At 63.3% G+C, this 24071-nt stretch carries 21 protein-coding genes; 8 read left to right on the top strand and 13 right to left on the bottom strand.

The window, feature by feature from the left end:
- Positions 1-34 precede the first annotated feature (34 nt).
- From CWR53_RS14585 to CWR53_RS14625, 9 genes are all read right to left on the bottom strand, one after another.
- Positions 35-640 carry an START domain-containing protein gene (locus tag CWR53_RS14585; RefSeq protein ID WP_058602662.1) on the bottom strand — a complete coding sequence of 202 codons (606 nt, stop codon included), beginning with the start codon at positions 638-640 and terminating at the stop codon, positions 35-37.
- Positions 641-673: 33 nt separating this feature from the next.
- A complete protein-coding gene (locus CWR53_RS14590) occupies positions 674-928 on the bottom strand; it encodes a YkgJ family cysteine cluster protein (protein ID WP_027916297.1) in 255 nt (84 codons plus the stop codon).
- A 126-nt stretch (positions 929-1054) separates the two neighbouring features.
- The gene (locus tag CWR53_RS14595) at positions 1055-1519 is read right to left on the bottom strand and encodes a hypothetical protein (RefSeq protein WP_100851929.1); all 465 of its coding nucleotides are present in this window, start codon (positions 1517-1519) and stop codon (positions 1055-1057) included.
- A 64-nt stretch (positions 1520-1583) separates the two neighbouring features.
- Complete coding sequence (locus CWR53_RS14600; protein WP_058602659.1) at positions 1584-3026, bottom strand: PLP-dependent aminotransferase family protein; 1443 nt, start codon at positions 3024-3026, stop codon at positions 1584-1586.
- Positions 3027-3319: 293 nt separating this feature from the next.
- On the bottom strand, positions 3320-4129 hold the full coding sequence (locus CWR53_RS14605) for an OmpA family protein (protein ID WP_100852658.1): 810 nt from the start codon (positions 4127-4129) through the stop codon (positions 3320-3322).
- Positions 4129-4482, bottom strand: coding sequence for a DUF4398 domain-containing protein (locus tag CWR53_RS14610; protein WP_058602657.1), 354 nt, complete (start codon positions 4480-4482; stop codon positions 4129-4131). The genes CWR53_RS14605 and CWR53_RS14610 overlap by 1 nt, the downstream gene beginning before the upstream one ends.
- A 9-nt stretch (positions 4483-4491) precedes the next feature.
- Positions 4492-5313: an ABC transporter substrate-binding protein gene (locus CWR53_RS14615; RefSeq protein ID WP_058602656.1), complete on the bottom strand. Its 822-nt coding sequence runs from the start codon at positions 5311-5313 to the stop codon at positions 4492-4494.
- 74 nt (positions 5314-5387) lie between these two features.
- Positions 5388-6317 carry an electron transfer flavoprotein subunit alpha/FixB family protein gene (locus tag CWR53_RS14620; protein ID WP_058602655.1) on the bottom strand — a complete coding sequence of 310 codons (930 nt, stop codon included), beginning with the start codon at positions 6315-6317 and terminating at the stop codon, positions 5388-5390.
- A complete protein-coding gene (locus tag CWR53_RS14625) occupies positions 6318-7067 on the bottom strand; it encodes an electron transfer flavoprotein subunit beta/FixA family protein (RefSeq protein WP_023533596.1) in 750 nt (249 codons plus the stop codon). It abuts the gene before it with no gap.
- Positions 7068-7652: 585 nt separating this feature from the next.
- Here CWR53_RS14625 and CWR53_RS14630 point away from each other — a divergent pair.
- Positions 7653-9317: an electron transfer flavoprotein-ubiquinone oxidoreductase gene (locus CWR53_RS14630; protein ID WP_058602654.1), complete on the top strand. Its 1665-nt coding sequence runs from the start codon at positions 7653-7655 to the stop codon at positions 9315-9317.
- A gap of 99 nt (positions 9318-9416) precedes the next feature.
- Here the strand turns inward: CWR53_RS14630 and CWR53_RS14635 are convergent, their stop codons facing one another.
- From CWR53_RS14635 to CWR53_RS14645, 3 genes are all read right to left on the bottom strand, one after another.
- Entirely contained in the window at positions 9417-10736 is a 1320-nt protein-coding gene (locus CWR53_RS14635; RefSeq protein ID WP_100851930.1) for an MFS transporter, read from the bottom strand.
- Between the two features lie 74 nt (positions 10737-10810).
- On the bottom strand, positions 10811-11284 hold the full coding sequence (locus tag CWR53_RS14640; RefSeq protein WP_058602652.1) for a response regulator: 474 nt from the start codon (positions 11282-11284) through the stop codon (positions 10811-10813).
- Positions 11285-11437: 153 nt separating this feature from the next.
- Positions 11438-11914 (bottom strand): sigma-70 family RNA polymerase sigma factor, encoded by a 477-nt coding sequence (locus CWR53_RS14645; RefSeq protein WP_058602651.1) that lies wholly within the window; start codon positions 11912-11914, stop codon positions 11438-11440.
- 211 nt (positions 11915-12125) lie between these two features.
- On the opposite strand from CWR53_RS14645, the gene CWR53_RS14650 reads away from it, so the two are divergent.
- Genes CWR53_RS14650 through CWR53_RS14660 form a run of 3 tightly spaced genes read left to right on the top strand, consistent with a single transcriptional unit; the run spans position 12126 to position 16676 of the window.
- Positions 12126-13292 carry an efflux RND transporter periplasmic adaptor subunit gene (locus CWR53_RS14650; RefSeq protein ID WP_058602650.1) on the top strand — a complete coding sequence of 389 codons (1167 nt, stop codon included), beginning with the start codon at positions 12126-12128 and terminating at the stop codon, positions 13290-13292.
- Positions 13293-15257, top strand: coding sequence for a MacB family efflux pump subunit (locus tag CWR53_RS14655; RefSeq protein ID WP_100851931.1), 1965 nt, complete (start codon positions 13293-13295; stop codon positions 15255-15257).
- A 3-nt stretch (positions 15258-15260) separates the two neighbouring features.
- Positions 15261-16676 carry an efflux transporter outer membrane subunit gene (locus CWR53_RS14660; protein WP_100851932.1) on the top strand — a complete coding sequence of 472 codons (1416 nt, stop codon included), beginning with the start codon at positions 15261-15263 and terminating at the stop codon, positions 16674-16676.
- 239 nt (positions 16677-16915) lie between these two features.
- Here the strand turns inward: CWR53_RS14660 and CWR53_RS14665 are convergent, their stop codons facing one another.
- Complete coding sequence (locus tag CWR53_RS14665; RefSeq protein WP_100851933.1) at positions 16916-18544, bottom strand: PvdJ/PvdD/PvdP-like protein; 1629 nt, start codon at positions 18542-18544, stop codon at positions 16916-16918.
- A 211-nt stretch (positions 18545-18755) separates the two neighbouring features.
- Here CWR53_RS14665 and CWR53_RS14670 point away from each other — a divergent pair, with 211 nt between their 5' ends.
- Genes CWR53_RS14670 through CWR53_RS14685 form a run of 4 tightly spaced genes read left to right on the top strand, consistent with a single transcriptional unit; the run spans position 18756 to position 24022 of the window.
- Positions 18756-20102, top strand: coding sequence for a dipeptidase (locus CWR53_RS14670; RefSeq protein WP_058602646.1), 1347 nt, complete (start codon positions 18756-18758; stop codon positions 20100-20102).
- A gap of 16 nt (positions 20103-20118) precedes the next feature.
- Positions 20119-21405 carry an aminotransferase class V-fold PLP-dependent enzyme gene (locus tag CWR53_RS14675; RefSeq protein ID WP_100851934.1) on the top strand — a complete coding sequence of 429 codons (1287 nt, stop codon included), beginning with the start codon at positions 20119-20121 and terminating at the stop codon, positions 21403-21405.
- Positions 21406-21442: 37 nt separating this feature from the next.
- Positions 21443-22345 carry a formylglycine-generating enzyme family protein gene (locus CWR53_RS14680; protein WP_100852659.1) on the top strand — a complete coding sequence of 301 codons (903 nt, stop codon included), beginning with the start codon at positions 21443-21445 and terminating at the stop codon, positions 22343-22345.
- 27 nt (positions 22346-22372) lie between these two features.
- Positions 22373-24022, top strand: a complete 1650-nt coding sequence (locus CWR53_RS14685) for a cyclic peptide export ABC transporter (protein ID WP_058602643.1) — start codon at positions 22373-22375, stop codon at positions 24020-24022.
- Positions 24023-24071 lie beyond the last annotated feature (49 nt).

A 24071-nucleotide genomic window follows, 5' to 3' on the forward strand; every position in this document is an offset into this window, starting at 1 on the left:
ACAGGCGGCCCTTCACCCATCCAGCAGAGAAACGTCAGTTTTTCTCAGCGCGCGCCCGAAGCGCCTTGAGCGTATTGAACGGCGCTTCCACCACGAACTTGTTGGCAACCATCGCCGGCACACTGCCGCCTGGCTCGGTATGCACCTGGTACGTGACCTCCGTGCTGTCACCCTTGGGCACCAGCTTCCAGAAACCGTCCACCTTCGCCACCCGCACGAAGCCCTTCTCCTCGGGCACGTAGGCAGGCTCTTCGACGAGGTTGCGCGTAAGGCTGCCATCGGCACTCTTGACCGTGGTTACACGCAGCACGGAGTCGCGTGGTGTCACAGGCCAGGGTGTATTGAACTGGGTGTAGGTCCAGCTCTGGTCACCCTCATGCTTGAGCAGTTTCTGCAACTTGCACTCGTGAATCCAGGCACAAGCCCCGGCCACATCCTCCTGCAACGCCTGAACCTTGGCCAGCGGCGCCTTGATGACGGTCACGCCTCGGTAAGCCTTGTACTTGGAGCCCGGCACTTCACTGAGGGAGACCTTGATGCCCTCCTCGTCCTTGGCCACCTGCCAGTTTTCAGCCAAGGCAACAGGTGCAAACAGAACACTGACGCCACACAGCAGCGCAATACGCTTGAACGATCTCATCATGTTTATCCTTGTTGTCGAAGATCCAGCCTGTCACGCCGCCGTTACCCGCTCCCACCAGCCCAGAATCCTGATCGCCTCTTCATTGTCAGCGCCGCACACCTCGGGATCGGCCTTGAAACCGCCACAGACCGCCGGCCGCTCGGGTTTGCCGAACAGGTCGCACAGGTTCGCAGGGGTAAGGTGCAGACACCTCACCCCTGCCGGCTTGCCCTCGGGCATCAGTGGCATGGCTGAGGTGATGGATGGCGCGATGCAACAGGCGCCGCAGCCTTCGCGGCATTTCATGGCATTCAAGTGACTCAGGGCTCCAGAGAACGGGATAGGGCGGCACACACGGATAGTAACCGCTCAAACAAACGTTTGAAATTGCCACCCAGATGAAAATCCACTGACTGGTCGGTCAGTCCCCGCTCACTGACGGTACTCGAAATCGATGGCGGCGCCTTCGACATCCCGGCGGCTGTCGTTGCGAAGCTGCAATTGCATTTCGTTGCTGATCAAGCGGCCGTTGAGTTGAAACGGACTGTCGGCTTCGGACTTTTCAACGAACAACGGCGGCAGCAAGGGCTTGCGCTTCTTGATGGGCGATGGCTCACCCACATTCGGCTGCAGGTTATCCACCAGCTCGGTCGGCAAGCTCAGGTCGAGGTTGGCTTTCGGCAATGGCTTGGCCACTTGCTTGCTGACCTTTTTGTGCGTCGATTTAGCGCGCTTGCTGACTGCCTTGCGAGCACTTTGCTGTGCCTTGGGTTTGACTTGCGCTTTACCTGTAGCGGACTGTGCCTGGCTTGCTGGCTGGGCAGCCTGGGCTGGGCTGCCCGGCAGAACCACGGGCAGCAGACACAAGACCATCAGATACCGGCGCAGTGCGTTCATGGCAAATGGACAGAACTCCATGGAAAATGCGTATGCTCCCTGTTCCGCAGCCGCCTGGCAAGCCTCACAAAAGTGGGGTTGCAGGCTCCCTGCACAATTGTTGTGCCAGTAGTCCCAAGGTGATGACTGCGCGCTCGGCCTCCTTGTTCCATGGAATCCCGCAGTTCAGGCGGATACAGTGGTTGAACTGTTCGGTGTTGCTGAAAATCAGCCCCGGCGCGATGCTGATCCCCTGCTCCAGCGCCCGCACGTGCAGCTCCTGGGTATTGACCCGGCCAGGCAAGCTCACCCACAGAATGAAGCCGCCCGTTGGGCGCGTCATCTGAGTGCCCTCCGGGAAGTGCTGCTGCACCGCCAACTGATACGCACTGAGGTTCTTGCGGTACTCCTGGCGAATGAAGCGAAGATGGCGATCATAACCACCGTTTTCCAGGTAAGCCGCTACCGCCATCTGGGTCACGCTGCACGCCGAATGGGTGGTGAAGGTCTGCAAGCGCTGGATCTCGTCCTGGTAGCGGCCGGCAATCATCCAGCCCACTCGCACGCCAGGCGAGAGCGTCTTGGAGAAGCTTGAGCAGTAGATGACCCTGTCCAGACGATCGAACGCTTTCAAAGCCTTGGTCTTGCCCTGCTCGAACATCAACTCGCCATAGATGTCATCTTCGACGATCTGGATGTCGTAGTCCGATGCCAGGCGCAGCAACTGCTTTTGCCGCTCTTCGGGAACGGTCCCTCCTAGCGGGTTGCTCAACCGCGCGGTCAACACCAACGCCTTGATGGACCATTGGTTGGCGGCCAATTGCAAGGCCTCGAGACTGATGCCGGTCGAGGGGTCGCTGGGGATCTCGATCACTTTCAATCCGAGCAAGTCCGCCAATTGCAGAAGACCGTAGTAGGTCGGCGACTCGGCCGCGATCAGGTCGCCGGGCTTGGTGAGCACACGCAGCGACATCTGCAACGCATCGACACAGCCATGGGTGACGATCACCTCCTGTGGGTCGACCAGCACGCCGGCGTCGCGCATGCGAATGGCGATCTGCCGACGCAGGGGCTCGAAGCCTGGGCTGAACATGTAGCTGAAGGCGCGCGGGCTGTGAAAGCGTGTCACCTTGGCCAGTTGCTGGTGCAAGGCTCGCACGGGCAGATAGTCGACATGTGGCACGGCCGCGCCGAAGGCGAATACGCCATCGCGGCGCGCCTCGGTCAGCACCTGCTGGATGATGCTGGCCCGGGTCACCAGACCGGGGCGCTCCACGCGCGCGATGTCCGGCGTGGGCGCCGTTAGCGCCGGGGTCTGGTGCACATAGTAGCCAGACTGGGGACGCGCGCGAATCAACCCCTGGTCCTCCAGGTTGGCATACGCTTGCAGGACGGTGGCATGGCTGACATTGAGCTGTGCACTCATCTTGCGCACCGAAGGCACCCGTTCGCCGGGCTGGTAGACACCGCGCCGGATGTCTTCGGCCAGTTGCTGGGCGATACGCTGGTATAACAGCAGGTTGGTCATGGCTGGATCTCGACGCGCGGACAGGCTCATTATTCTTGTGTCGCTCACTGCGGTTCAGGATACCGGAACAGTTGCAAAGTGTACTGGGACAGATGACAGAATAGTCAACGGTACACGTGCTTGGAAGCGATTTGCAGCACCCGCACGTAAACGGTGTGCGGGCATGCTGGTCATGAGCCTATCCGGCAGGTGGCAAGCGCTCACAAGTCATTCACGCGCAGGGGCAACGGCGGCCATGCACTGCCCATTTCGACGGCCAGCATGACCCATTGCCCGGGCCTGACACCCACCCATCAGCGTGCTGGCGCGAGCTTGCCCTTGTCGTCGGAGAACACGATCTCAACCCGTCGATTCTGCGCCCTGCCCCGCTCCGAGGCGTTGACCTCAACCGGGTATTGGTCGCCATAGCCCTCGACTTGCATCCGTTTTTCATCGATGCCCAGGTCGGCCAGCATATCAGCCACGGCCTGCGCCCGGTCGCGGGACAGCTTGAGATTCTCTTCAGGCGTGCCAGTGCTGTCGGTATAACCTTCGATGCGCACTATGCGGCGGGGGTTGAGCTGGAGGAACTGCACAAGCTTGAGCACCGTCCGGCTGGCCGAGTTCTTGAGATCAGCGCTGCCGGTATCGAACAGTACGTCACCCAGCGTCATGACCAAGCCACGGTCGGGCTGCTCCGACGCCAGTGCGACGATCTGCGACTCGACCCATTTGCCCTGTTGCTGCACGCTGGCCAGCTTGGCCTCGCGCAGCGCCAGTTGCAGCCGTTGGCGTTCCAAGTCGAGCTTGGCCTGGCGCTCCTGATTCAGCGCAAGCTTGGCGTGCTCACTGGCAATTTCGCTGTAGCGTTGACTGAGGTAGGCGTAATGGCGCACATCGGCACCGGTACCCATGTAGCTGGACAAACGCTCGGCGCGCGACAGCGACTCGCCGGCGCGGATCACATCGCGCGGCGCGCTGCGCAGCACATCCGAGTCATCCTTGACCTTCTGGAAGCTGGCAGCGGCTTGATCCAGCGCGGCCGTGCTGCGCTGGCTGGCGCAACCGGTCAGGCCTGCTGCAAGGGCCAGCAACGTCAGTACCGTGAAAGAACCACGCGCCATCATGGCTGCACCTCCAATTGTTTGCGCAGGCGCTTGATCCTCGATTGCAGCAGTTGCAACTGCTCATCGCTCTTTTGATTCAACACTTGTGCCTCGGCCAGCCGAGCATCGAGCTCAGCCTGTTCGGCGCGCATGCGAGCGTCGCGAAAATCCTGTGTAAGCATGTTTGTACGAGCACGTCCCAGTTTGTCTTCGGCCAGCTTGAACGCTTCGACCTGGTCGGTAGCACCAACCGCTTTTGCTTGTTCCAGGGCCTGTTCGGAGAGGCGCATCTGCTCATCCGGGGCGGGGTCGTTGGCACAGCCAGCCAGGACAAGCACGGCCATGGCAAGGATCAAAGGTTGGGTTTTCACGCGATCTTCCTAGTGTTTGGGGGCGTCGCCCTGCACCTGCAATTGCGCCTTCCAGCGCTCGAGATTGGTCTGCAGCACAGCATCGGACGTACCGGAGATGGGCAATTCTGTCAGTTTTTTCGCCAAATGCCCACGCAGCCAACTGTCGTTGCACGCCGAGTCATGGGACAGCGCCACGTAAAGCCCGGGCCGATCAACGGGTAGGCCGCGGGCAATCAGGGCATCGTTCATGCCCAGGCTCTGGACCATGGCCATGCCCGAGTAACGACCGGCTAGCACGTAGTCTACTTGGCCGAGTACCAACTTCTGAAAGGCCTGGGTCAGATTCTGCGCCATCACCGGTTTCAACTGGTCTTTGGCAAACGCGGTGAACGCGGGGGTCAACCGCGCTCGCTCCGAAAGACTTCCCCGATACCGCGCAAGGTCGGCTGGGCCATCGAAGGTCAACTCGGCATCGTGCCGCGTCCACACCAGGTACTCATTGAGTTGCAACGGCGGGTGGATGTAGTCCAGCGATGTCAATTGCTCAACTTGCAACGGCGCATCGAGCAGCAGATCCATGCGCCCGCTGCGCACCTCCTCAAGGGCCTGATCGCGCCGGCCGGCATTGAGCACTTCCACCTTGATACCCAGCTCGCCCGCGACTTGGCGCAGCAAGTCGACGTTGGCGCCAATCAGGTGCTTAGGGTCTTTAGGATCCTGCCACGAATAGGGCGGCGCGTCGGGGCTGCCGGTGGCCACCAGGCGTTCGCACTTGCCTGCCGCCATCGCCAGTGGCGATACCAGAACTGTCATGCAGGCCAGCGCCCTGCCCGTTGCACCCAACCTCATCCCACACTCCTCGACCATAAAAAAACCCGGCCCTCAACAAGAGGGCCGGGTTCTTTATAAGTGAAGCCAGCGGATCAGACCAGCTTTTCCAGCTCCGGCACGGCTTCGAACAGGTCGGCAACCAGGCCGTAGTCGGCCACTTGGAAGATCGGTGCCTCTTCGTCCTTGTTGATCGCCACGATCACCTTGGAATCCTTCATACCGGCCAGGTGCTGGATGGCACCCGAGATACCGACGGCGATGTACAACTGCGGAGCGACGATCTTGCCGGTCTGGCCGACCTGCATGTCGTTGGGCACGAAGCCCGCATCGACCGCCGCACGGGAAGCGCCAACAGCGGCACCCAGTTTGTCGGCCAGGCTGTACAGGTGGCTGAAGTTATCGCCGTTACCCATGCCGCGCCCGCCGGAAACGACGATTTTGGCAGCGGTCAGCTCAGGACGATCGGACTTGGCCAGCTCTTCGGAAACGAACGCCGAGATGCCAGCATCGTGGGCAGCACCCACCGCCTCGACAGCGGCGGCGCCACCCTCGGCAGCCACGGCATCAAAGCCGGTCGTACGCACGGTGATGACCTTCACGCTGGCGCTCGACTGCACGGTAGCGATGGCGTTACCCGCGTAGATCGGGCGCTTGAAGGTGTCGGCAGATTCGACCGAGATGATTTCGGAGATCTGATCGACGTCCAGCAGCGCTGCAACGCGCGGCAGGGTGTTCTTGCCATTGGTGGTGGCCGGGGCCAGCACGTGGCTGTAGCCCTGGGCAAGCTCGACGATCAACGGCGCAACGTTCTCGGGCAGCGCATGGGCGTAAGCGGCATTATCGGCGACCAGAACCTTGGCCACGCCGGCGATCTTGGCGGCGGATTCGCCAATGGCACCTACATTGTGACCGGCGACCAGTACGTGCACATCACCACCAATCTTGGCGGCAGCAGCAACGGTATTGAGGGTGGACGGCGCTACGGCACCGTTCTCGTATTCAGCGACAACCAGGATAGTCATTTAGATTACCTTCGCTTCGTTCTTCAGCTTCTCGACCAGTTCGGCCACCGATTTGACCTTGATGCCAGCGCCACGGGCAGCGGGTGCTTCCACTTTCAGGGTCTTGTTGGTAGAGGCCAGGGAAACGCCCAGCGCATCCGGCGTCAGGGTCTCGAGCGGCTTCTTCTTGGCCTTCATGATGTTGGGCAACGACGCGTAGCGCGGCTCGTTCAGGCGCAGGTCGGTGGTGACGATGGCCGGCAGGTTGAGCGCGACGGTTTGCAGGCCGCCGTCGATTTCACGGGTGACGTTGAGCTTGTCGCCAGCGACTTCGACCTTGGACGCGAAAGTGCCCTGGGCGTAACCGGTCAGTGCGGCGAGCATCTGGCCAGTCTGGTTGTTGTCACTGTCGATGGCCTGCTTGCCGAGGATGACCAGCTGCGGCTGCTCTTTATCGACCACGGCCTTGAGCGCCTTGGCCACTGCCAGGGAGTTCAGTTCGTCGGCTGCTTCGACCAGGATGGCGCGGTCGGCACCCAGCGCCAGGGCGGTACGCAACTGCTCCTGGGCGGTAGTCGGGCCGACGGATACGACGACGATCTCGGTCGCAACGCCTTTTTCTTTCAGGCGAACGGCCTCTTCCACGGCAATTTCGCAGAAGGGGTTCATGGACATCTTGACGTTAGCAAGGTCGACGCCGGAGTTGTCCGCCTTGACGCGAACCTTGACGTTGTAGTCGACCACTCGTTTGACAGCTACAAGAACCTTCATGGATTCCTCGTTACTCTCCGGTGAATAGATAGTCGCCTGGGACTAGGCCCTGCGATACGCGTGGGTACAAGGGCACCTCTGGAAACAAGCCGCAGACGAAGTTTTCATGGTGAACGCAACCAAATGCGCCCCGGCGTTTGCCGACCCATCACTGATGTGCACATGCCTGGGGCAAAAATGCACGCGGGTCATTTGCTGTCGTGGCGTGTAGACTTCACTACAAACCGCTTGAACGCTTGAAAACCCTGCTCCACACCTGGTCTTTAGAGGTGTACCTGCGCCCGGCTGCAAGCCTACGGCGAACGTAAAACCGCTCGTATCTTGACCGTATCACCCCATCCGGTCAATACGGCAAATCGGTCACCTTCCAGCCGCGTCCCTTTGATTTTACTGGGCTGCGGCAAATTCAAACAAACGTTTGTATTGGACCGGTCAAGTGGTGTAGATATAATGCGCGTCCAAGACAAAACGGTGTAGTTCGTCATTTGCCCAGCTACAACCTGGTGGCCTGGCCACCGCTGCGAATGCCCGCGCACCCATAAGACAAAGCAACAGCTATGAGCCTTGATGAGTAGGAGAGAACCTGTGGAACGCGAATACATGGAATTCGACGTGGTCATCGTCGGCGCCGGCCCGGCGGGCCTGTCCGCCGCCTGCCGCCTGAAGCAGAAGGCCGCCGAAGCCGGTAGCGAAATCAGCGTCTGCGTGGTGGAAAAAGGCTCCGAAGTCGGTGCCCATATTCTCTCCGGCGCCGTGTTCGAGCCACGCGCCCTGAACGAGCTGTTCCCGGACTGGAAGGCGCTGGGCGCGCCGCTGAACACCGAGGTCAAGCGTGACGACATCTACGTGCTCAAGGATGCCGGCAGCGCCACCAAGGTACCTGACCTGTTCGTGCCCAAGACCATGCACAACCAGGGCAACTACATCATCTCGCTGGGCAACCTGTGCCGCTGGCTGGCCCAGCAGGCCGAGAACCTGGGTGTCGAGATCTACCCAGGCTTCGCAGCCCAGGAAGCGCTGTTCGACGAAGACGGCGTCGTACGCGGCATCGTCACAGGCGACCTGGGGGTCGATCGCGAAGGCCAGCCCAAGGAAGGCTTGTACACGCCAGGCATGGAATTGCGCGCCAAATACACCTTGTTCGCCGAAGGCTGCCGTGGCCACATCGGCAAGCAACTGATCAAGCGCTTCAAACTGGACAGCGATTCGGACGTGCAGCACTACGGTATCGGGCTCAAGGAACTGTGGGAAATCGACCCAGCCAAACACCAGCAAGGCCTGGTGGTGCATACCGCCGGTTGGCCGCTGGACGTCATGGCCAAGGACAACACCGGTGGCTCGTTCCTCTACCATCTGGAGAACAACCAGGTGGTCGTCGGGCTGATCGTCGACCTGTCCTATGCCAACCCCTACCTGTCGCCCTTCGACGAGTTCCAGCGCCTGAAGCACCACCCGGTGATCAGCCAGTACCTCGAAGGCGGCAAACGCATCAGCTACGGTGCGCGCGCGCTGGCCAAGGGCGGCATCAACTCGCTGCCCAAGATGGTATTCAAGGGCGGCGCCCTGATCGGTTGTGACCTGGGTACCATGAACGTTGCCAAGATCAAGGGCAGCCATACGGCCATGAAGTCGGGCATGCTCGCTGCAGAGGCCGTCGCTGACGCCCTGATCGCCGGCAGTGAGGGCGGTGACCAGCTAGACGGCTATGTCAGCGCCTTCAAGGCCAGCTGGCTGCATGAAGAGCTGTTTGCCAGCCGCAACTTCGGCCCGGCCATGCACAAGTTCGGCCCGTTGCTGGGTGCTGCGTTCAACTACATCGACCAGAACTGGTTCGCCGGCAAGCTACCCTTCACGCTGCGCGACACCAAGCCTGACTATGCTTGCCTGAAGCTGGCCGCGGACTCGCAAAAGATCGAATACCCCAAGCCCGACGGCAAGCTCAGCTTCGACAAGCTCAGCTCGGTGTTCCTGTCCAGCACCAACCATGAAGAAGAGCAGCCCTGCCACCTGAAGCTGGCCGACCCGACCATTCCGATCGCCAGCAACCTGCCGCTGTATGACGAACCTGCTCAGCGTTATTGCCCGGCAGGCGTCTACGAAGTAGTCACTCAGGAAGATGGCAGCAAGCGCTTCCAGATCAACGCGCAGAACTGCGTGCACTGCAAGACGTGCGACATCAAGGACCCGGCCCAGAACATCACCTGGGTCACGCCCGAAGGCGCTGGCGGGCCCAACTACCCGAACATGTAGTCACCTCGCCCTGGCCGATATAAAAAGCCCCCGGTTCTCTCGAACCGGGGGCTTTTTATATCGGCCAGGGCGTGCTCGGAAACGGCAGGGTCACACGTGTCAGGCCGTGCGCGAGAGCTCAAGCCCAGGTTCACCCGCCGCCAGGGGCTCTCGGCGCCCGAAGTACACAGCAGTCATTGCCCCTACCCCGCCCATCACCAGACAGAAACCCACACACACCCAAGGGCTCCATGGCATCAGTGCGATAAGCGCCAAGGGCGTGATACTGGCCCACAGCGCATAAGCCACGTTGTAGGTGAACGAAATACCCGATACGCGAATCTGCGCGGGGAACAGCCCGACCATGACCGAGGGCACCACGCCCACCACGCCGCACGACAAGCCCGCCAGGGCATAGGCCACCCATGTCATGCCCCAGTGCCCGATCAGGCTGGCATAGAGCACGCCGACCCCCAGGGGTAGCAGCACGCTGTACAGCAGCAGCGCCCGCCACGCGCCCACGCGGTCGACCAGCAACCCGGCAAGCACACAGCCCAGATTCAGAAACACGATGCCCACGCTGCTCAGGGCAAAGGTATCCCCGGCACTCATGCCAAAGCGCTGCTGCATGACCGTCGGGGTGATCACCACCAGCACCACCACTGCCGAGGTCAGCACGCAGGTCAGCAAGGCCGCTGGCGCCAAGGCACGTTTATGTTCGCCAAGCACCTGTCGCAAGGGAAACTTCACCGGGGCCTGCTGGCTGCGCAAGGCCACGAAGACCGGTGTTTCACTCAGCCAGCGGCGCAACCACACGCCGATGACCCCGAACACGCCCCCCAGCAGGAACGGATAACGCCAGGCGTAGCTGAGTATCTCCTCGGGCGAGAACACGTGGGCCAGCAAGGTTGCCGTCAGGGCGCCCAGCAGATAGCCGAACGTGAGCCCAGCCTGCAGAAAACCCAAGGCATAGCCGCGTCGCCCGGGCGGTGCATGTTCGGCAACGAAGGTCCAGGCACTGGGCACTTCACCGCCGACTGCAGCCCCCTGCAGGATGCGCAGAGCCAGCAACAACAACGGCGCCGCGTAGCCGATGTCGGCATACGTCGGCATGACGCCGATGAGCAGGCAAGGCAGCGCCATCATCAGAATGCTGAGGCTGAAAACGCGCTTGCGGCCCAGGTGATCCGCGAAATGCGCCATCAGGATGCCACCCAACGGCCGGGCCAGGTAACCGGTGACGAAGATGCCGAAACTTTGCAGCAGCCGTAGCCATTGAGGCATTTCGGGCGGGAAGAATAGCTGGCTGAGGGTCAGGGCAAAAAAGACGAAGATGATGAAATCGTAGATTTCCAGCGCGCCGCCCAGCGCAGCCAGGCCCAGCGTCCGGTGGTCACGGCGGGTGAACCGGGGTGGACGAGCAGTATCGGTGGCAGTCATGGCAGGTTTCGCAGCAATGTTCAAAGGCCGGAGGATAGCAAATAGCGACCCGATTGCCCCCTACCCTGCCCGGCTCAGCGATGAAAGACCGTCTGGGCCAAGTTGCCGGGCGCTCTGGTGCCCGCCCTGCGTAGCCCGCCCGGCATAGGTAAGGTGCCCACCACCACGGGGGCGTCGATGATGGACATGAACGACGCCAGGGCATCATCGTCAGGTACGTGGGGCAGGCTCAGGCTGACCGCCTGGCGCTCGGCCTGGGGCACCGCAGGCACCTTCAGCTGGGCGCAATGGTAAAGCAGGGCATGTTGGATCTGCGTGCTGACCCGGCAAAACCGTACCAGGTCTACGCCTGCGTGGCTGGCCAATTCGATGTTGCCCAGCAGCAGGTGGAAGGGCTGCAAGGCACCGAGTACCAGGCGCTGCAGCTCCTCGAAACTGTCGACAGGGGCAATACGGTAATACCCCAGACCATTGAGCATACGCTCCAGTTGCAGGCGTTGGTGCGGGTGGGCATCGGCAATCAGGATACGCAAGGACTTGTTGGCCATGGTCGGACCTGCACAGTGGTAGGAGCGCCCAAGACCTGGCCGAGCCCGTCAAGCCCATGCCAGGTCCGGCATTGATACCCCTAGATACAAGCCGGGAAACCCTCGGAAAGCAAGCGGCGGTCCAACAGAATGTGCAGTTTGCGCGGCGTGCCGTCAGGACTCCCACTGGCGCATGCGTTGCCGGCAGTGTTTCATGGCATTGACGATGTGCTTCTCCACCAGGCTACGCGACAGGCCCAGCCGCTCGGCGATCTGCGGGTGGGACAAGCCTTCGAGCTTGCGCAGCAGAAAGCTGTCACGGCATGGCTTGGGCAATTCGTCCAAGGCGCGCTTGAGCAGGTCCAGCCGCTGGGCGTGGTGCATGTCCTGGGACCAGACCGTGTGCTGCCACTGAACGCCCTCGTCGAGCACTTCCAGCGGTTCGGTCTGGCGAATCAAGTGGCGCCGATGTCGATCCACCACCAGGTTGAGCGCGGTGCGATAAAGAAACGCGCGAGGGTGCTCGATCACTTGCGCATCGACACGCTCCAGTACCCGAACGTAGGCGTCATGGGCCACATCTTCGGCAGCCTGGCGGCTGCCAAGGCGTGCGCTCAGGAAATTGACCAACTCGCGATAATAGTGTTCCACGGCGGCACCCTGAATCGCCCGATGAAGGCCCCGCGCAGCCCAGATGGTCGCAGGTGATATCAAATTGGAATCTTACAAATTATCATTAACCGCAGCAACCGACGTCGGTCGCCTGCCAAGGCTAAATTCAACACCATGACCTTCGTTTAACGGGGACCTGCCTGCGCACAGGCATTGCTTGCGCTCAGGCCCACTTCGGCTGGAAGTCCCCATGAGACGTGCACCCGCTACTCGCCACCGCCTGCTTCTGGGCGGCTTCGCCCTGCTGAGCCTGGGCAGTCTTCTGGCCTGGAGCACCCTGCCCCTGGGCGCGGTACCGGCCAATACCGTCACCGTGACGCGTGCAGACATCGAAAGCAGCGTCACCGCGCTGGGCACGCTGCAACCCAGGCGCTATGTGGATGTTGGCGCACAAGCCTCCGGGCAGATTCGCACGCTTCACGTCGAAGCCGGCGATACCGTGCGTAAGGGACAACTGCTGGTGGAGATTGACCCGTCAACACAGCAGGCGCGCGTGGATGCCGGGCGCTTTTCCATCGACAATCTCAAGGCGCAGCTCGCCGAGCAGCGCGCCCAGTTCAAACTGGCCAAGCAGCAGCTCGCACGCCAGCGCAGCCTGGCCGATGCCGGCGCCACCCGCGAAGAGGATGTGCAGGCGGCCAATGCGCAGCTCAGCGTCACCCAGGCGCGTATTGACATGTATCAGGCGCAGATCCGTCAGGCCCAGGCGAGCCTGCGCAGTGACGAAGCCGAATTGGGCTACACCCGCATCTACGCCCCGATGGACGGCACCGTGGTCGCGGTGGATGCCCGTGAAGGCCAGACACTCAATGCCCAGCAGCAAACCCCGTTGATTCTGCGCATCGCCAAGCTCTCGCCGATGACGGTGTGGGCGCAGGTATCGGAGGCCGACATCGGTAAGGTCAAGCCCGGCATGACGGCCTACTTCACGACACTGGCAGGCGGCAAGCGCCGCTGGAGCAGCCGCGTCAGGCAGATCCTGCCGATTCCACCCAAGCCGCTGGAGCAAACCAGCAGCGGTGGCGGTAGCCCGGCGAGCGCGACCAATGGCGCCACCGGTACTCAGGTTGTGCAGTACACCGTCTTGCTGGATGTGGAGAACCCTGACGGTGCGCTGATGGCCGAAATGACCACGCAAGTGTTCTTCGTCGCCGGGCAGGCCAGCGGTGTACTGACCGTACCCCTGGCCGCGCTGGACGAACGCGATGGCATGCACATCGCCCAGGTGCTCGCCCCCGATGGCCAGGTGCAACCGCGTCAGGTACGAACAGGGCTTAGCGATCGCCTGCGTGTGCAGGTGCTCGATGGCCTGGGCGAAGGTGAGCGGTTACTGATCGGCCAAGGCAGTGGAGGCTAGATGACCACGCCCCTGATCGAACTGCGCGACATCTGCAAGGCTTACGGCGGCTTCGGCACCCCCAGGGTGGACGTGCTGCGGGGTATCAGCTTGCGTATTCATCCCGGTGAATTCGTTGCCATCGTTGGCGCTTCGGGCTCCGGAAAGTCGACCCTGATGAACATCCTCGGTTGCCTGGACCGTCCCACCCGCGGCAACTATCACTTCGCGGGGATGGACGTGGCCGAGCTGGGCAACGATGAACTGGCGTGGCTGCGCCGCGAGGCATTCGGATTCGTCTTTCAGGGTTACCACCTGATCCCTTCCGGCTCTGCGCTGGAAAACGTCGAAATGCCCGCCATTTACGCAGGCATCCCGGCCCAGGAGCGCCAGGTGCGCGCCGCGGCCCTGTTGGACCGGCTAGGCTTGGCAAGCCGCACTGCCAACCGCCCGCATCAACTCTCGGGTGGACAGCAGCAGCGGGTGTCGATTGCCCGCGCATTGATGAACGGTGGCCACATCATCCTCGCCGACGAGCCCACCGGTGCCCTGGACAGCCATAGCGGCAAGGAAGTCATGGCACTGCTGGACGAGTTGGCCAGCCAAGGCCATGTGATCATCCTGATCACCCACGATCGAGATGTCGCAGCCCGCGCGCACCGGGTCATCGAAATTCGCGACGGCCTCATGATCAGCGACTCGGCCGACCAGCGCGACGGCGCAGTCCGCCACCCCGGCCTGCAGGCCGATGATCTGCGTCAGCGCCTGGGCCAGGGGGCGCAGTTGCGCGGCGCCTGGAAAGGCGAGCTGGTCGAAGCACTCCAGGCAGCTTGGCGCATCATGTGGATCAATCGCTTTCGCACCGCGCTCACCTTGCTGGGCATCGTCATCGGAGTAGCCTCGGTGGTGGTCATGCTGGCCGTGGGCGAAGGCAGCAAGCGCCAGGTGATGGCGCAGATGGCCGCGTTCGGCTCCAACATCCTTTATCTCAACGGCAAGCCGGCGACACTCGGCGAGCCGGCAGGTACCGTCACCCTGGACGATGTCGCCGCCATCGGCCAATTGCCGCAGGTCAAGCACGTCATGCCCGTTATCGGGGAAAAGCTCATGGTGCGCCAGAACAACACCAGCCAGATGTTCTACGTGGGCGGCAACAACACCTGGTTCGAGGACATTTTCAACTGGCCCGTGGTCGAGGGCTCATTCTTCAGCCAGGCCGACGAAGCCGGCGCGGCAGCAGTCGCCGTGATTGGCCAGAAAGTGCGGGAGAAGATGCTGGGCGATCATGCCAACCCGATCGGCCAATACCTGCTGATCGGCAACGTGCCCTTCCAGGTGATCGGCATACTGGCGGGAAAAGGCGCCAGCTCCGGCGACCAGGACAGCGACGGACGTATCGTGGTGCCGTACTCGGCCGCCGCCATCCGCCTGTTCGGTCATCGCGACCCCGACTACATCACCATCGCGGCGCGCGATTCGGCGCAGGTCAACGGGACCGAGGCGGCCATCGATCACCTGTTGCGCCAGCGCCACCAGGGCCGCCACGATTTCGAACTGACCAACGATGCGGCCTTGATCCAGGCCGAGGCACGCACCCAGAGCAGCCTGTCGTTGATGCTCGGCGCCATCGCGGCCATCTCGCTGCTGGTGGGCGGCATTGGGGTGATGAACATCATGCTGATGACCGTGCGCGAGCGTACCCGCGAAATTGGTATCCGCATGGCCACCGGAGCGCGCCAGCGCGACATCATGCGCCAGTTCCTAAGCGAGGCGGTCATGCTGTCGATGGTGGGCGGGCTCAGCGGCATCGTCCTGGCTCTGGTCGTCGGCGCCGGCTTGATGCTGGCCGATATCGCGGTGGCCTTCGCGCTGCCTGCCATGCTTGGCGCTTTTACCTGCGCTGTGATCACCGGCATCGTGTTCGGCTTCATGCCCGCACGCAAGGCCGCCCGACTCGACCCGGTCAAAGCCCTTACCAGCGAATAAGCCATGCCCTTGCCAAGCCGCATCAGCCTGTTGACCCTCTGCCTGGCGCTCGCCGGGTGCAGCCCGCCCACTCTGCCCCAGGCAGAGGTCCAGCTGCCAGGGGCCTGGCAGGGCCCGACACGCGCTTTCAGTGAGGCCGACAGACCGGCGCGTCAGTGGTGGCAGTCCTTCAACAGCCCCGAACTGGACAACCTGGTGCAACGCGCCCTGCATAACAGCCACGACCTGGCGGCCGCCACCGCGCGCATCCGCCAGGCCAGAGCCCGTGCTGCCATCGCCAATGCACCCTTGCTGCCAGCGGTCGAACTGGGCGTGGATGCCAGCCGCCAGCGGCTGCTCAAGGGCGAGGGTTATAACGACCTCGATGCCACCAGCAGCCAGCGCACCAGCACCGCGTTCGATACCCAGCTCAGTGCCAGCTATGAAATCGATTTCTGGGGCGGCCTGCGGGCTAGCCGCGACAACGCCCTGCACGCACTGCAAGCCAGCCGCTTCGACCGGCAGACGGTGCAGCTGAGCCTGCTCAGCGACATTGCCAACACGTATCTGCAGGGCCTGGCCCTGGCCGAGCAACTGCGCATCGCCCAACTGAACCTGGACAATGCACGGGGCATCTTGCGACTGGTCCAGGCGCGTCAGCGCGCAGGCTCGGCAACACGCCTGGAACTTGCCCAGCAGCGCAGCCTGGTCGCGGCCCAGGCGCGTCAGATCCCCCTGTTGGCGCAACGCGTGCAAGACGCCCGCATCACCCTCGCGACATTGCTCGGCGACCCGGTGCAGCAACTGCCAACCAGCCGTCAGCCGTTCGCCAACGTGGCCTGGCCGACGTTCGACAGCGGCCTGCCCAGCGACCTGCTGACCCGTCGCCCCGATATTGCCGCCGCCGAGGCCCGCCTGGCAGCGGCCAATGCCAACGTGCAGGTGGCCCGAGCGGCCATGCTGCCCAAGGTAACCCTTGGCGCCACCCTTGGCAGCGGCGCCCGCACCTTCGCCCAGACACTGGAAAGCCCCTATTACACCCTGACCTCCGGCCTGCTTGCGCCGATTTTCGACAACGGCAGGCTGCGCGCTTCCCGCGACCTGGCCGAGGCCGAGCAGGCCGAATTGCTGGAGCAGTATCGTAGCAGCATCCTCGCTGGCCTGAGCGATGTGGAGAAGGCGCTCAATGCCCTTGACGGTGTCGACCGCCAACGTCACTGGCAGGACGAAGAAGTGCGACAAGCCCAACTGGCCTTTGACCTGGCCGAACAGCGCTATGGGGCAGGCGCCGAGACCGTGCTGACCGTGCTGGAAACCCAGCGCACGTTGTATACGGCCCAGGACCAGCAGGCAACGCTACGCCTGGCCCGCCTGCAAGCGAGCGTGGCGCTTTACAAGGCGCTGGGTGGTGGGTGGGAGGTGGGAGGTGATGCACCCTAGGCGCAACGCGGAGCTCGAAAAACGCCAGGATCGCCGAGGCCGCGGCGCAAGGCCACTCCCACACGGGCTAACCTTTAGATGCGATGCAAGGCAGTTGCTCCGGTATAGTCCTGGAACGGCCTCGCCGGGGCGCCAGACCGGCCGCGTTGGGCTGCGCAGCAGCCCCAAGAACTCAGCTTCGCAGCGCATATTGTCGGGGCCGCCTTGCGTCCCATCGCTGCATGAATTGCCCCAGGCCCTTACCGCGACGCCCGCATCACCTTCAGATGCCGGGCATACCACGGCCGCTGCGGCACCTTGGGCCGTAACGCGGCGAAACGCTCGTCTTCGGCATAGATGATACGCAGGGCCAGCTTCATGGTCTCCGGGTCCATCTCCACGCTCCGTCCTGGGCGCAAACCGGGCACTGTAGAGCACCCATGGGTATCCGGCCCCAGCCAGGGGTCGGCGACCTCTACCCAGCGCCCCGGCGCGAACCAGGGCACGCCGTTGACCTCCAGGCGCCGCACCTCACCAGGATGAAGCCGTTCATGGGCCTGGAACCAGTCCTCGATGCGGTCGTCGATCCAGCCATGAAAGCGCCAGAACACCGGGTTCACATGGGATGAAAAAGGGTCGCCGAGAAAATCGTTCTCGGCGCCATACCAGCGCTGGGCATAGTCGTCGGGCGTGCGCGCCATCGGCACCGGCATGCCGTTGGCCGGATCGCGCGGCACCGAGGCCCAGCGCATGTGCAGCCAGTCATGCAGGCCCAGCTCCAGCTCCGAGCCAAGCTGCCCCAAGGTCAGCGTACTGAGGTAATGAGGATCGCCATAGCGCGACTCCCAAACCTGGAAGTTGCCGTAGAAGGTGTCCGGGCTCTTGATGTCGCGCACCCACTGGGCGTACTCCTCGTCATCATCGGCCAACCATGTAGGCGGCAAAGCATTGCCGTCATGGTTGTCGAAGTAGGCCGCAAACCCTGCGCGGTCGCGCTCGAGCGCTGGTTGGGGCAAGGGAAAGCGCGGCCACGACGGTAAAGGCTCGATGGCCCTGGCGTTACCCAGCATGTGCCGGTGCGTGAACAGAAAGTCCTCGCCGGAGCCGTTGCGGTCCTTGTGCCGGCCCCGGGCATCACGCTCGCGCGCCCTTGGCCCTGGCTGCCAGCCCAGCCCTCGCAGGGCACCGCGCTTTTCGTCATCGAGCTTGTGCCACTTGTCCCGCGACGCATGCCACAGCTGGTGAAACAGCCGGTGTTCCGGCGCGATCAACTTGGCCAGCAACGGCGCCGACAACGGCGTGCGCTCCCGCGCTTCGGGAAAGGTTTTTTTCAGCGCCAGGAAACGGTTGTCCTGCACAGGCAGCGCCAAGGGCCGCTCCAATGCCGCCACGTGCCCGCTCAAGGTCGCAGGCCCTGCGTTACCGTACGCCCCCCAGACCTCGTCAAGCACAACCTGGCACTCGTAGCGTGCCCCAAGCGGGTTGGCGTCCGTGGCCAACAGCCGCCAGCGTAGCGTCCCTGGCTGATCGAGCAACAAGTCAGCCACCACCCGATAGCGTGGCTCCAGGGTGCTGCGCAAACGTTCAGGTGTGTCGAGGTAGCCGCGCAAACCCCGCCCGCTCCAAGCCACATCCAGGAACAGCTCAAGCTCCCCTGGCGGCACGCCGGCAAGCCCGGCCTCGCGGCCTTGAGGTGTCCAGTGCCAGATACCGCGCAAGGTGTCGCCCAGTTGCCTGACAGGCGTATCGGCGAGTTCCACCACCGCCTCGCCAGGGGTCTCAGGGTATTGCTCTTCACTGGCTCGCCGCCGCTGCAGGTACCGCGCGCCTGGCACTGCCATACCCGTCAATGCCACACCGGCGATGAACCCGCGTCGAGAAATCGTCATTGCCCTACCTGTGCTTTCACTTCGGCCATGGAGCACGGCCCATCCAAGGCTAGGACGTGGCCCGGCGGGCGAAATTTAGCGCTGCAGTGCGCGCTGGCACCTGCCTTCAGCCAGGCGGCGGGGGCTTAAATTTCTGCCATCGCAGCTCGTTCCCTCCAGGTAGCGGCGGCATCCAAGCCCATCCCTCGACGGTGAACCTACTGAGACCAAGATGACGACACCACGCTGGAAGAAAGCCCTGTATATCAGCCTGGCCGCGGCCGTGGCCGCCGGTGCCGGGTGGGCGGCCTGGGACTATCTCGACACGCCGGCAGGCTACCCCAGGGAGGTCATGCGCCAGGCCAACGACCTGCAGGAGCGCTTGCTTTCGTTCGACAGCCACATCACGCTGCCGCTGACCTTCGGCACCGAAGGCAGCGAAGCCGACCAGGACGGTGCGGGGCGCTTCGACCTGAACAAAGCAGCGCGCGGGCGCCTGTCTGCCGCTGCCCTGACCCTTTTCGCCTGGCCCGAATCCTGGACCGGCGACAATGGCCCACACCGCCCTACCCCCGGCTTCGTCGAGGCCGCCCGCCATACGCAAGAGGTGCGCTACAACGCCATCATGGGCATGGTCCGCGACTTTCCCGAAAGGGTGGGCATTGCCTATACCCCACAGGACATGCGCAGGTTGCACGGCGAAGGCAAGTTTGCGGTGTTGCTCAGCATGCTCAATGCCTACGCACTGGGCGACGACCTGGACCAGCTGGACCGTTGGGCCGCCCGCGGCATGCGCCTGTTCGGCTTCAGCTACGTGGGCAACAACAGCTGGGCCGACTCCTCGCGCCCGCTGCCCTTCTTCAATGACACCGTCGATGCACTCGAAGGCCTGTCACCCATAGGCAAACAGGCGGTACAGCGCCTGAACGATCTGGGGGTGGTCATCGACGTGTCGCAGATGTCCAGCCAGGCACTGGCCCAGGTCGTGGCGCTCAGCCGGGCACCGGTGGTGGCGTCGCATTCAGCGCCCCGGGCGATGGTCGACATCCGCCGCAACCTGTCGGACAAGGAAATGCAACTGATCAAGGACAGCGGCGGCGTCATCCAGATCGTCGCCTTTTCCACCTACCTCAAGCCCTTGAGCAGCAAAACCCAGCAGCGGCTCAACGCGCTGCGCAGCGACTATGCCCTGCCGCCCCTGGCCGACCTGAACTACGCCCTCATGCCGGGCGACCCCGTCATCGCGGGCTGGCCTGAACAGAAAGTGGGCCAGTACGCCAATGCGTTGTACGCCATCCTCGACGAAGAACCGCCAGCCACGCTCAAGGACTACGGCGACGCCATCGACTATGCGGTGCGCAAGGTCGGCATCGACCATGTCGGCCTGAGTTCGGACTTCAACGAAGGCGGGGGTATCGACGGCTGGCAGGACGCCAGCGAGGCCCGCAACGTTACGGCCGAACTGATTACACGGGGTTACTCCGAAGCTGACATCAGCAAGCTGTGGGGCGGCAATTTCCTGCGTGTCTGGCAGCAGGTACAAGCGGCAGCAGCCCCTGGCGCTACCCCCTCCCGATGATGATGCGAGCCCTTACATGAACGACCGTCGCGCCTTTCTGAAGCAGGCCAGCCTGCTCGCTGCCAGCCTGCCACTGGCAGGCCACTTGATACCCGCCGCCCAGGCCGCGCCCACACCCGCCACAGGCGCTGACGCCTGGGCGGGCTTTCGCAGCCTGTTCAACCTCGACCCGGCCTACGCCCACTTCGCCAACTTCCTGATCACGTCGCACCCAAGACCGGTGCGCGAGGCCATCGAGGCCTTGCGCGCGCAATTGGACCGGCACCCGGCACGGCTGGTGGACTGGGACAGCCAGTCGGAATGGAAACACGAAGCGCAGGTGCGCGAAGCGGCGGCCCGCTACCTGGAAGTCGCCCCGCGGCAAATTGCCCTGACCGGCAGCACCACCGAGGGGTTGGGCCTGATCTACGGTGGGCTGAAGATAGCACCCGGGCAAGAGATCCTGACGACGGTGCACGAGCACTCCGCAGCGCGCCACACCCTGGACTTTCGCACCGCCCGCGACGGCACCCCGGTACGCCGCCTGCGGCTGTTCGACGAGCCGTGGAACCTGTCCACCGACCAGGTGCTGAGCACCATCAAGGCGGCCATCAACCCCAAGACCCGCGTGCTGGGCATGACCTGGGTGCACTCGGGCAGTGGCGTGAAGCTGCCGGTCGGCGCCATCGGCGAACTGGTCCGCGAGGCCAACCGCGACCGCGCCGAGCATGAGCGCATCCTGTACGTCATCGACGGCGTACATGGCTTTGGTGTCGAGGACATGCGCTTTGCCGACCTGAACTGCGACTACTTTATTGCCGGCACGCACAAGTGGATGTTCGGCCCACGCGGCACAGGGATCATCTGCGCTGCCACCACCGCACTCGATAACCTGAACCCGCTTATCGCGACCTTTTCCGAGGACGAGGATTTCGCCACCACCTTCACCCCAGGCGGCTATCACGCCTTCGAGCATCGGTGGGCGCTGGGCACAGCCTTCGACTTGCACCTGCAGCACGGCAAGGCCGCCATCCAGGCACGCATCCACGGCCTCAACGACTACCTCAGGCAGCGGCTCGAAACGTTGCCGGGCGTGCAGCTGGTCACGCCGCGCAGCACCCGCCAATCGGCTGGTTTCACCTTCTTTCGGGTGGCCGACCAGGATGCCGACGAGGTCGCCGCCTACCTCAACAGCCAGCGCATCGTCGTCGATGCGGTATCGCGCGACGTGGGACCGGTGGTGCGCACTGCACCGGGCCTGCTCAACACCGAAGCCGAAATCGACCGGCTGATCGCTGTGCTCACGCCACGCTTGCGCCGCTGAACCCTTCATGCAGACCACCGATCACGGACTTATCACCATGCCCAACCTGCCTTGCGCTTCACCCAAACCATTGTCCAGCACCCTGCACAAGCTAGGCGCTGCCGTAGTGCTCGGCCTGCTGGCCTGCCCTGTTGTCCACGCAGACGAAGCGATCAAACCCGGTAGCGTTTTCAAGGACTGCCCACGTTGCCCGGAAATGGTGGTACTGCCCGCCGGCAGCTACCTGATGGGTACCCCGGAGGATGAAGTGGGTCGCGAATACGACGAAGGCCCGCAGCACACCGTGACCTTCGCCAAGCCGTTCGCGGTGGGCCGCTTCCCGGTCACCGCAGGCGAGCTGGATGCGTACATCCGGGAAACCGGGGTCAAAATCGCCGATGGTGATACCCGTCCTGGCCGCTTCTGCAAGGCCAGCAAACCCACCTACAAGCAGGGCCCTCGCCAACCGGCGGTGTGCATCAGCTGGTTCGACGCCGATGCGTACGCCCAATGGCTGACGAAAAAGACCGGGCACACCTACCGTCTGATCAGCGAGGCGCAGCGCGAATACGCCGCCCGGGCCGGCTCCACCGGCCCCTTCCCGTTCCCCTTCGACAACAACGACGAGAAGGCCTACAGCATCAGCCAGCACGCCAACACCTACGGCCCCGCCGATGGCTACTCCTACACCGCGCCCGTGGGCAGCTACCCGGCCAACGCCTTTGGCGTGTACGACATGCATGGCAATGTCTACGAGTGGACGGCCGATTGCCTGAACCCTGACTACGAGGGTGCGCCTGCCGATGGCAGCGCCTGGAAGACCGGCAACTGCGAGAAGCGCGTCATGCGCGGCAACGACTGGGGCGAGGCCCCGGTGTTCTCGCGCTCGGGCAACCGCAACAACCGCTCCCCCGAGGTGCGCGGCGACTTCCTTGGTTTCCGAGTCGTCCGCGACCTCTGACAGCCCCACGCGATTGAGGAGAAACACATGACCCATCCACCTCGTGGCGCCGTCAGGGAACTGTTCGCCCTGCTCAAGCCGTTCTGGCCCCTGGTCACGGTTTGCATCGTCCTGGGCATGATCGGTGGCCTGAGCGTCACCGCTCTGCTGGCCACCATCAACAGCAGTTTGCACAGCGACGCCGGCCTGACCCAGGGCGTGGTGCTGGGCTTCGCCGGCTTGTGCCTGCTGGCCCTGCTCAGCTCGATTCTGTCCGACATGGGCACCAACTACGTAGGCCAGCACGTCATCGCGACCTTGCGTCGTCAGCTGGGTGAAAAGGTGCTGGCCGCACCCATCGACCAGATCGAGCGTTACCGCAGCCACCGGCTGATCCCGGTGCTGACCCATGATGTGGACACCATCAGCGACTTCGCCTACGTCTTCGCCCCGCTGGCCATCTCGCTCACCGTGACGCTGGGGTGCCTGGGCTACCTGGCACACCTGTCGTGGCAGATGTTCCTGGTGATCCTGGTGGCCATCGGCGTGGGTACCGTGTTGCAGTTCATCGCCCAGGCCAGGGGCATGCGTGGCTTCGAAGCCGCCCGAGAAGCCGAGGACGACTTGCAGAAGCACTACAGCGCCATCGCCGAAGGCGCCAAGGAATTGCGTATTCATCGTCCACGCCGTCAACGGATGTTCAGCCACGGCATCCGCGACACGGCCAACCGGATTTGCGCCACCCAGGTCCGCTCGATCAACACCTTCGTGATCGCCAAGACCCTGGGCTCGATGTTGTTCTTCGTAGTCATTGCGGTGGCGCTGGCCCTGCAATCGTACTGGCCCTCGGCGGACAAGAGCGTTACCAGCGGTTTCGTGCTGGTGCTGCTGTACATGAAGGGCCCGCTGGAGCACCTGATCAGCACCCTGCCGATCATCGGCAAGGCCCAGATCGCCTTTCGCCGCATTGCTGCGCTGTCCACGCAGTTCTCCTCGCCCGAACCACACCTGCTGCTGGACGACGCACGCAAGCCAGCCCTGGCCATGAACTCGCTCGAACTCAGGGACGTTCGCTACACCTTCCCTGCCGTGGAGGGCGCCGAGCCCTTCCAATTCGGGCCGGTGAATTTGCAGGTCGAGCAAGGCGACATCGTGTTCATCGTCGGTGAAAACGGCTGCGGCAAGACCACCCTGATCAAGCTGCTGCTGGGCCTGTACGCCCCGCAGGCCGGAAGCATCGTGCTCAACGGCCAGCCCGTGACGGCCCAGACCCGCGATGACTATCGCCAGCTGTTCACCACCATCTTCGCCGACTACTACCTGTTCGACGACGTGATCCAGGGCGACCAACCGCTGCCCGATGACGCAGGGCGTTACCTCAGGCGCCTGGAGATCGACCACAAGGTGAGCATCCGCGACGGGGTGTTCAGCACCACCGACCTGTCTACCGGCCAACGCAAGCGCCTGGCGCTGGTCAGCGCCTGGCTGGAGGAGCGGCCCGTCCTGGTGTTCGATGAATGGGCCGCCGACCAGGACCCGACGTTCCGGCGGATCTTCTACACCGAGCTGCTGCCAGACCTGAAGCGGCTGGGCAAGACCATCATCGTGATCTCCCACGACGATCGCTACTTCGATATCGCCGACCACTTGGTGCGCCTGCACCGCGGCAAGATCGCGCCAGCACTCCACCCCGCCTGATCCGTTGTAACCGGACTGAAACTTTTCTTTCCGGTTTTCCTACGCTGAT

It is taken from the genome of Pseudomonas sp. SGAir0191 (assembly GCF_002812565.2).
Lineage (GTDB): Bacteria > Pseudomonadota > Gammaproteobacteria > Pseudomonadales > Pseudomonadaceae > Aquipseudomonas > Aquipseudomonas parafulva_B.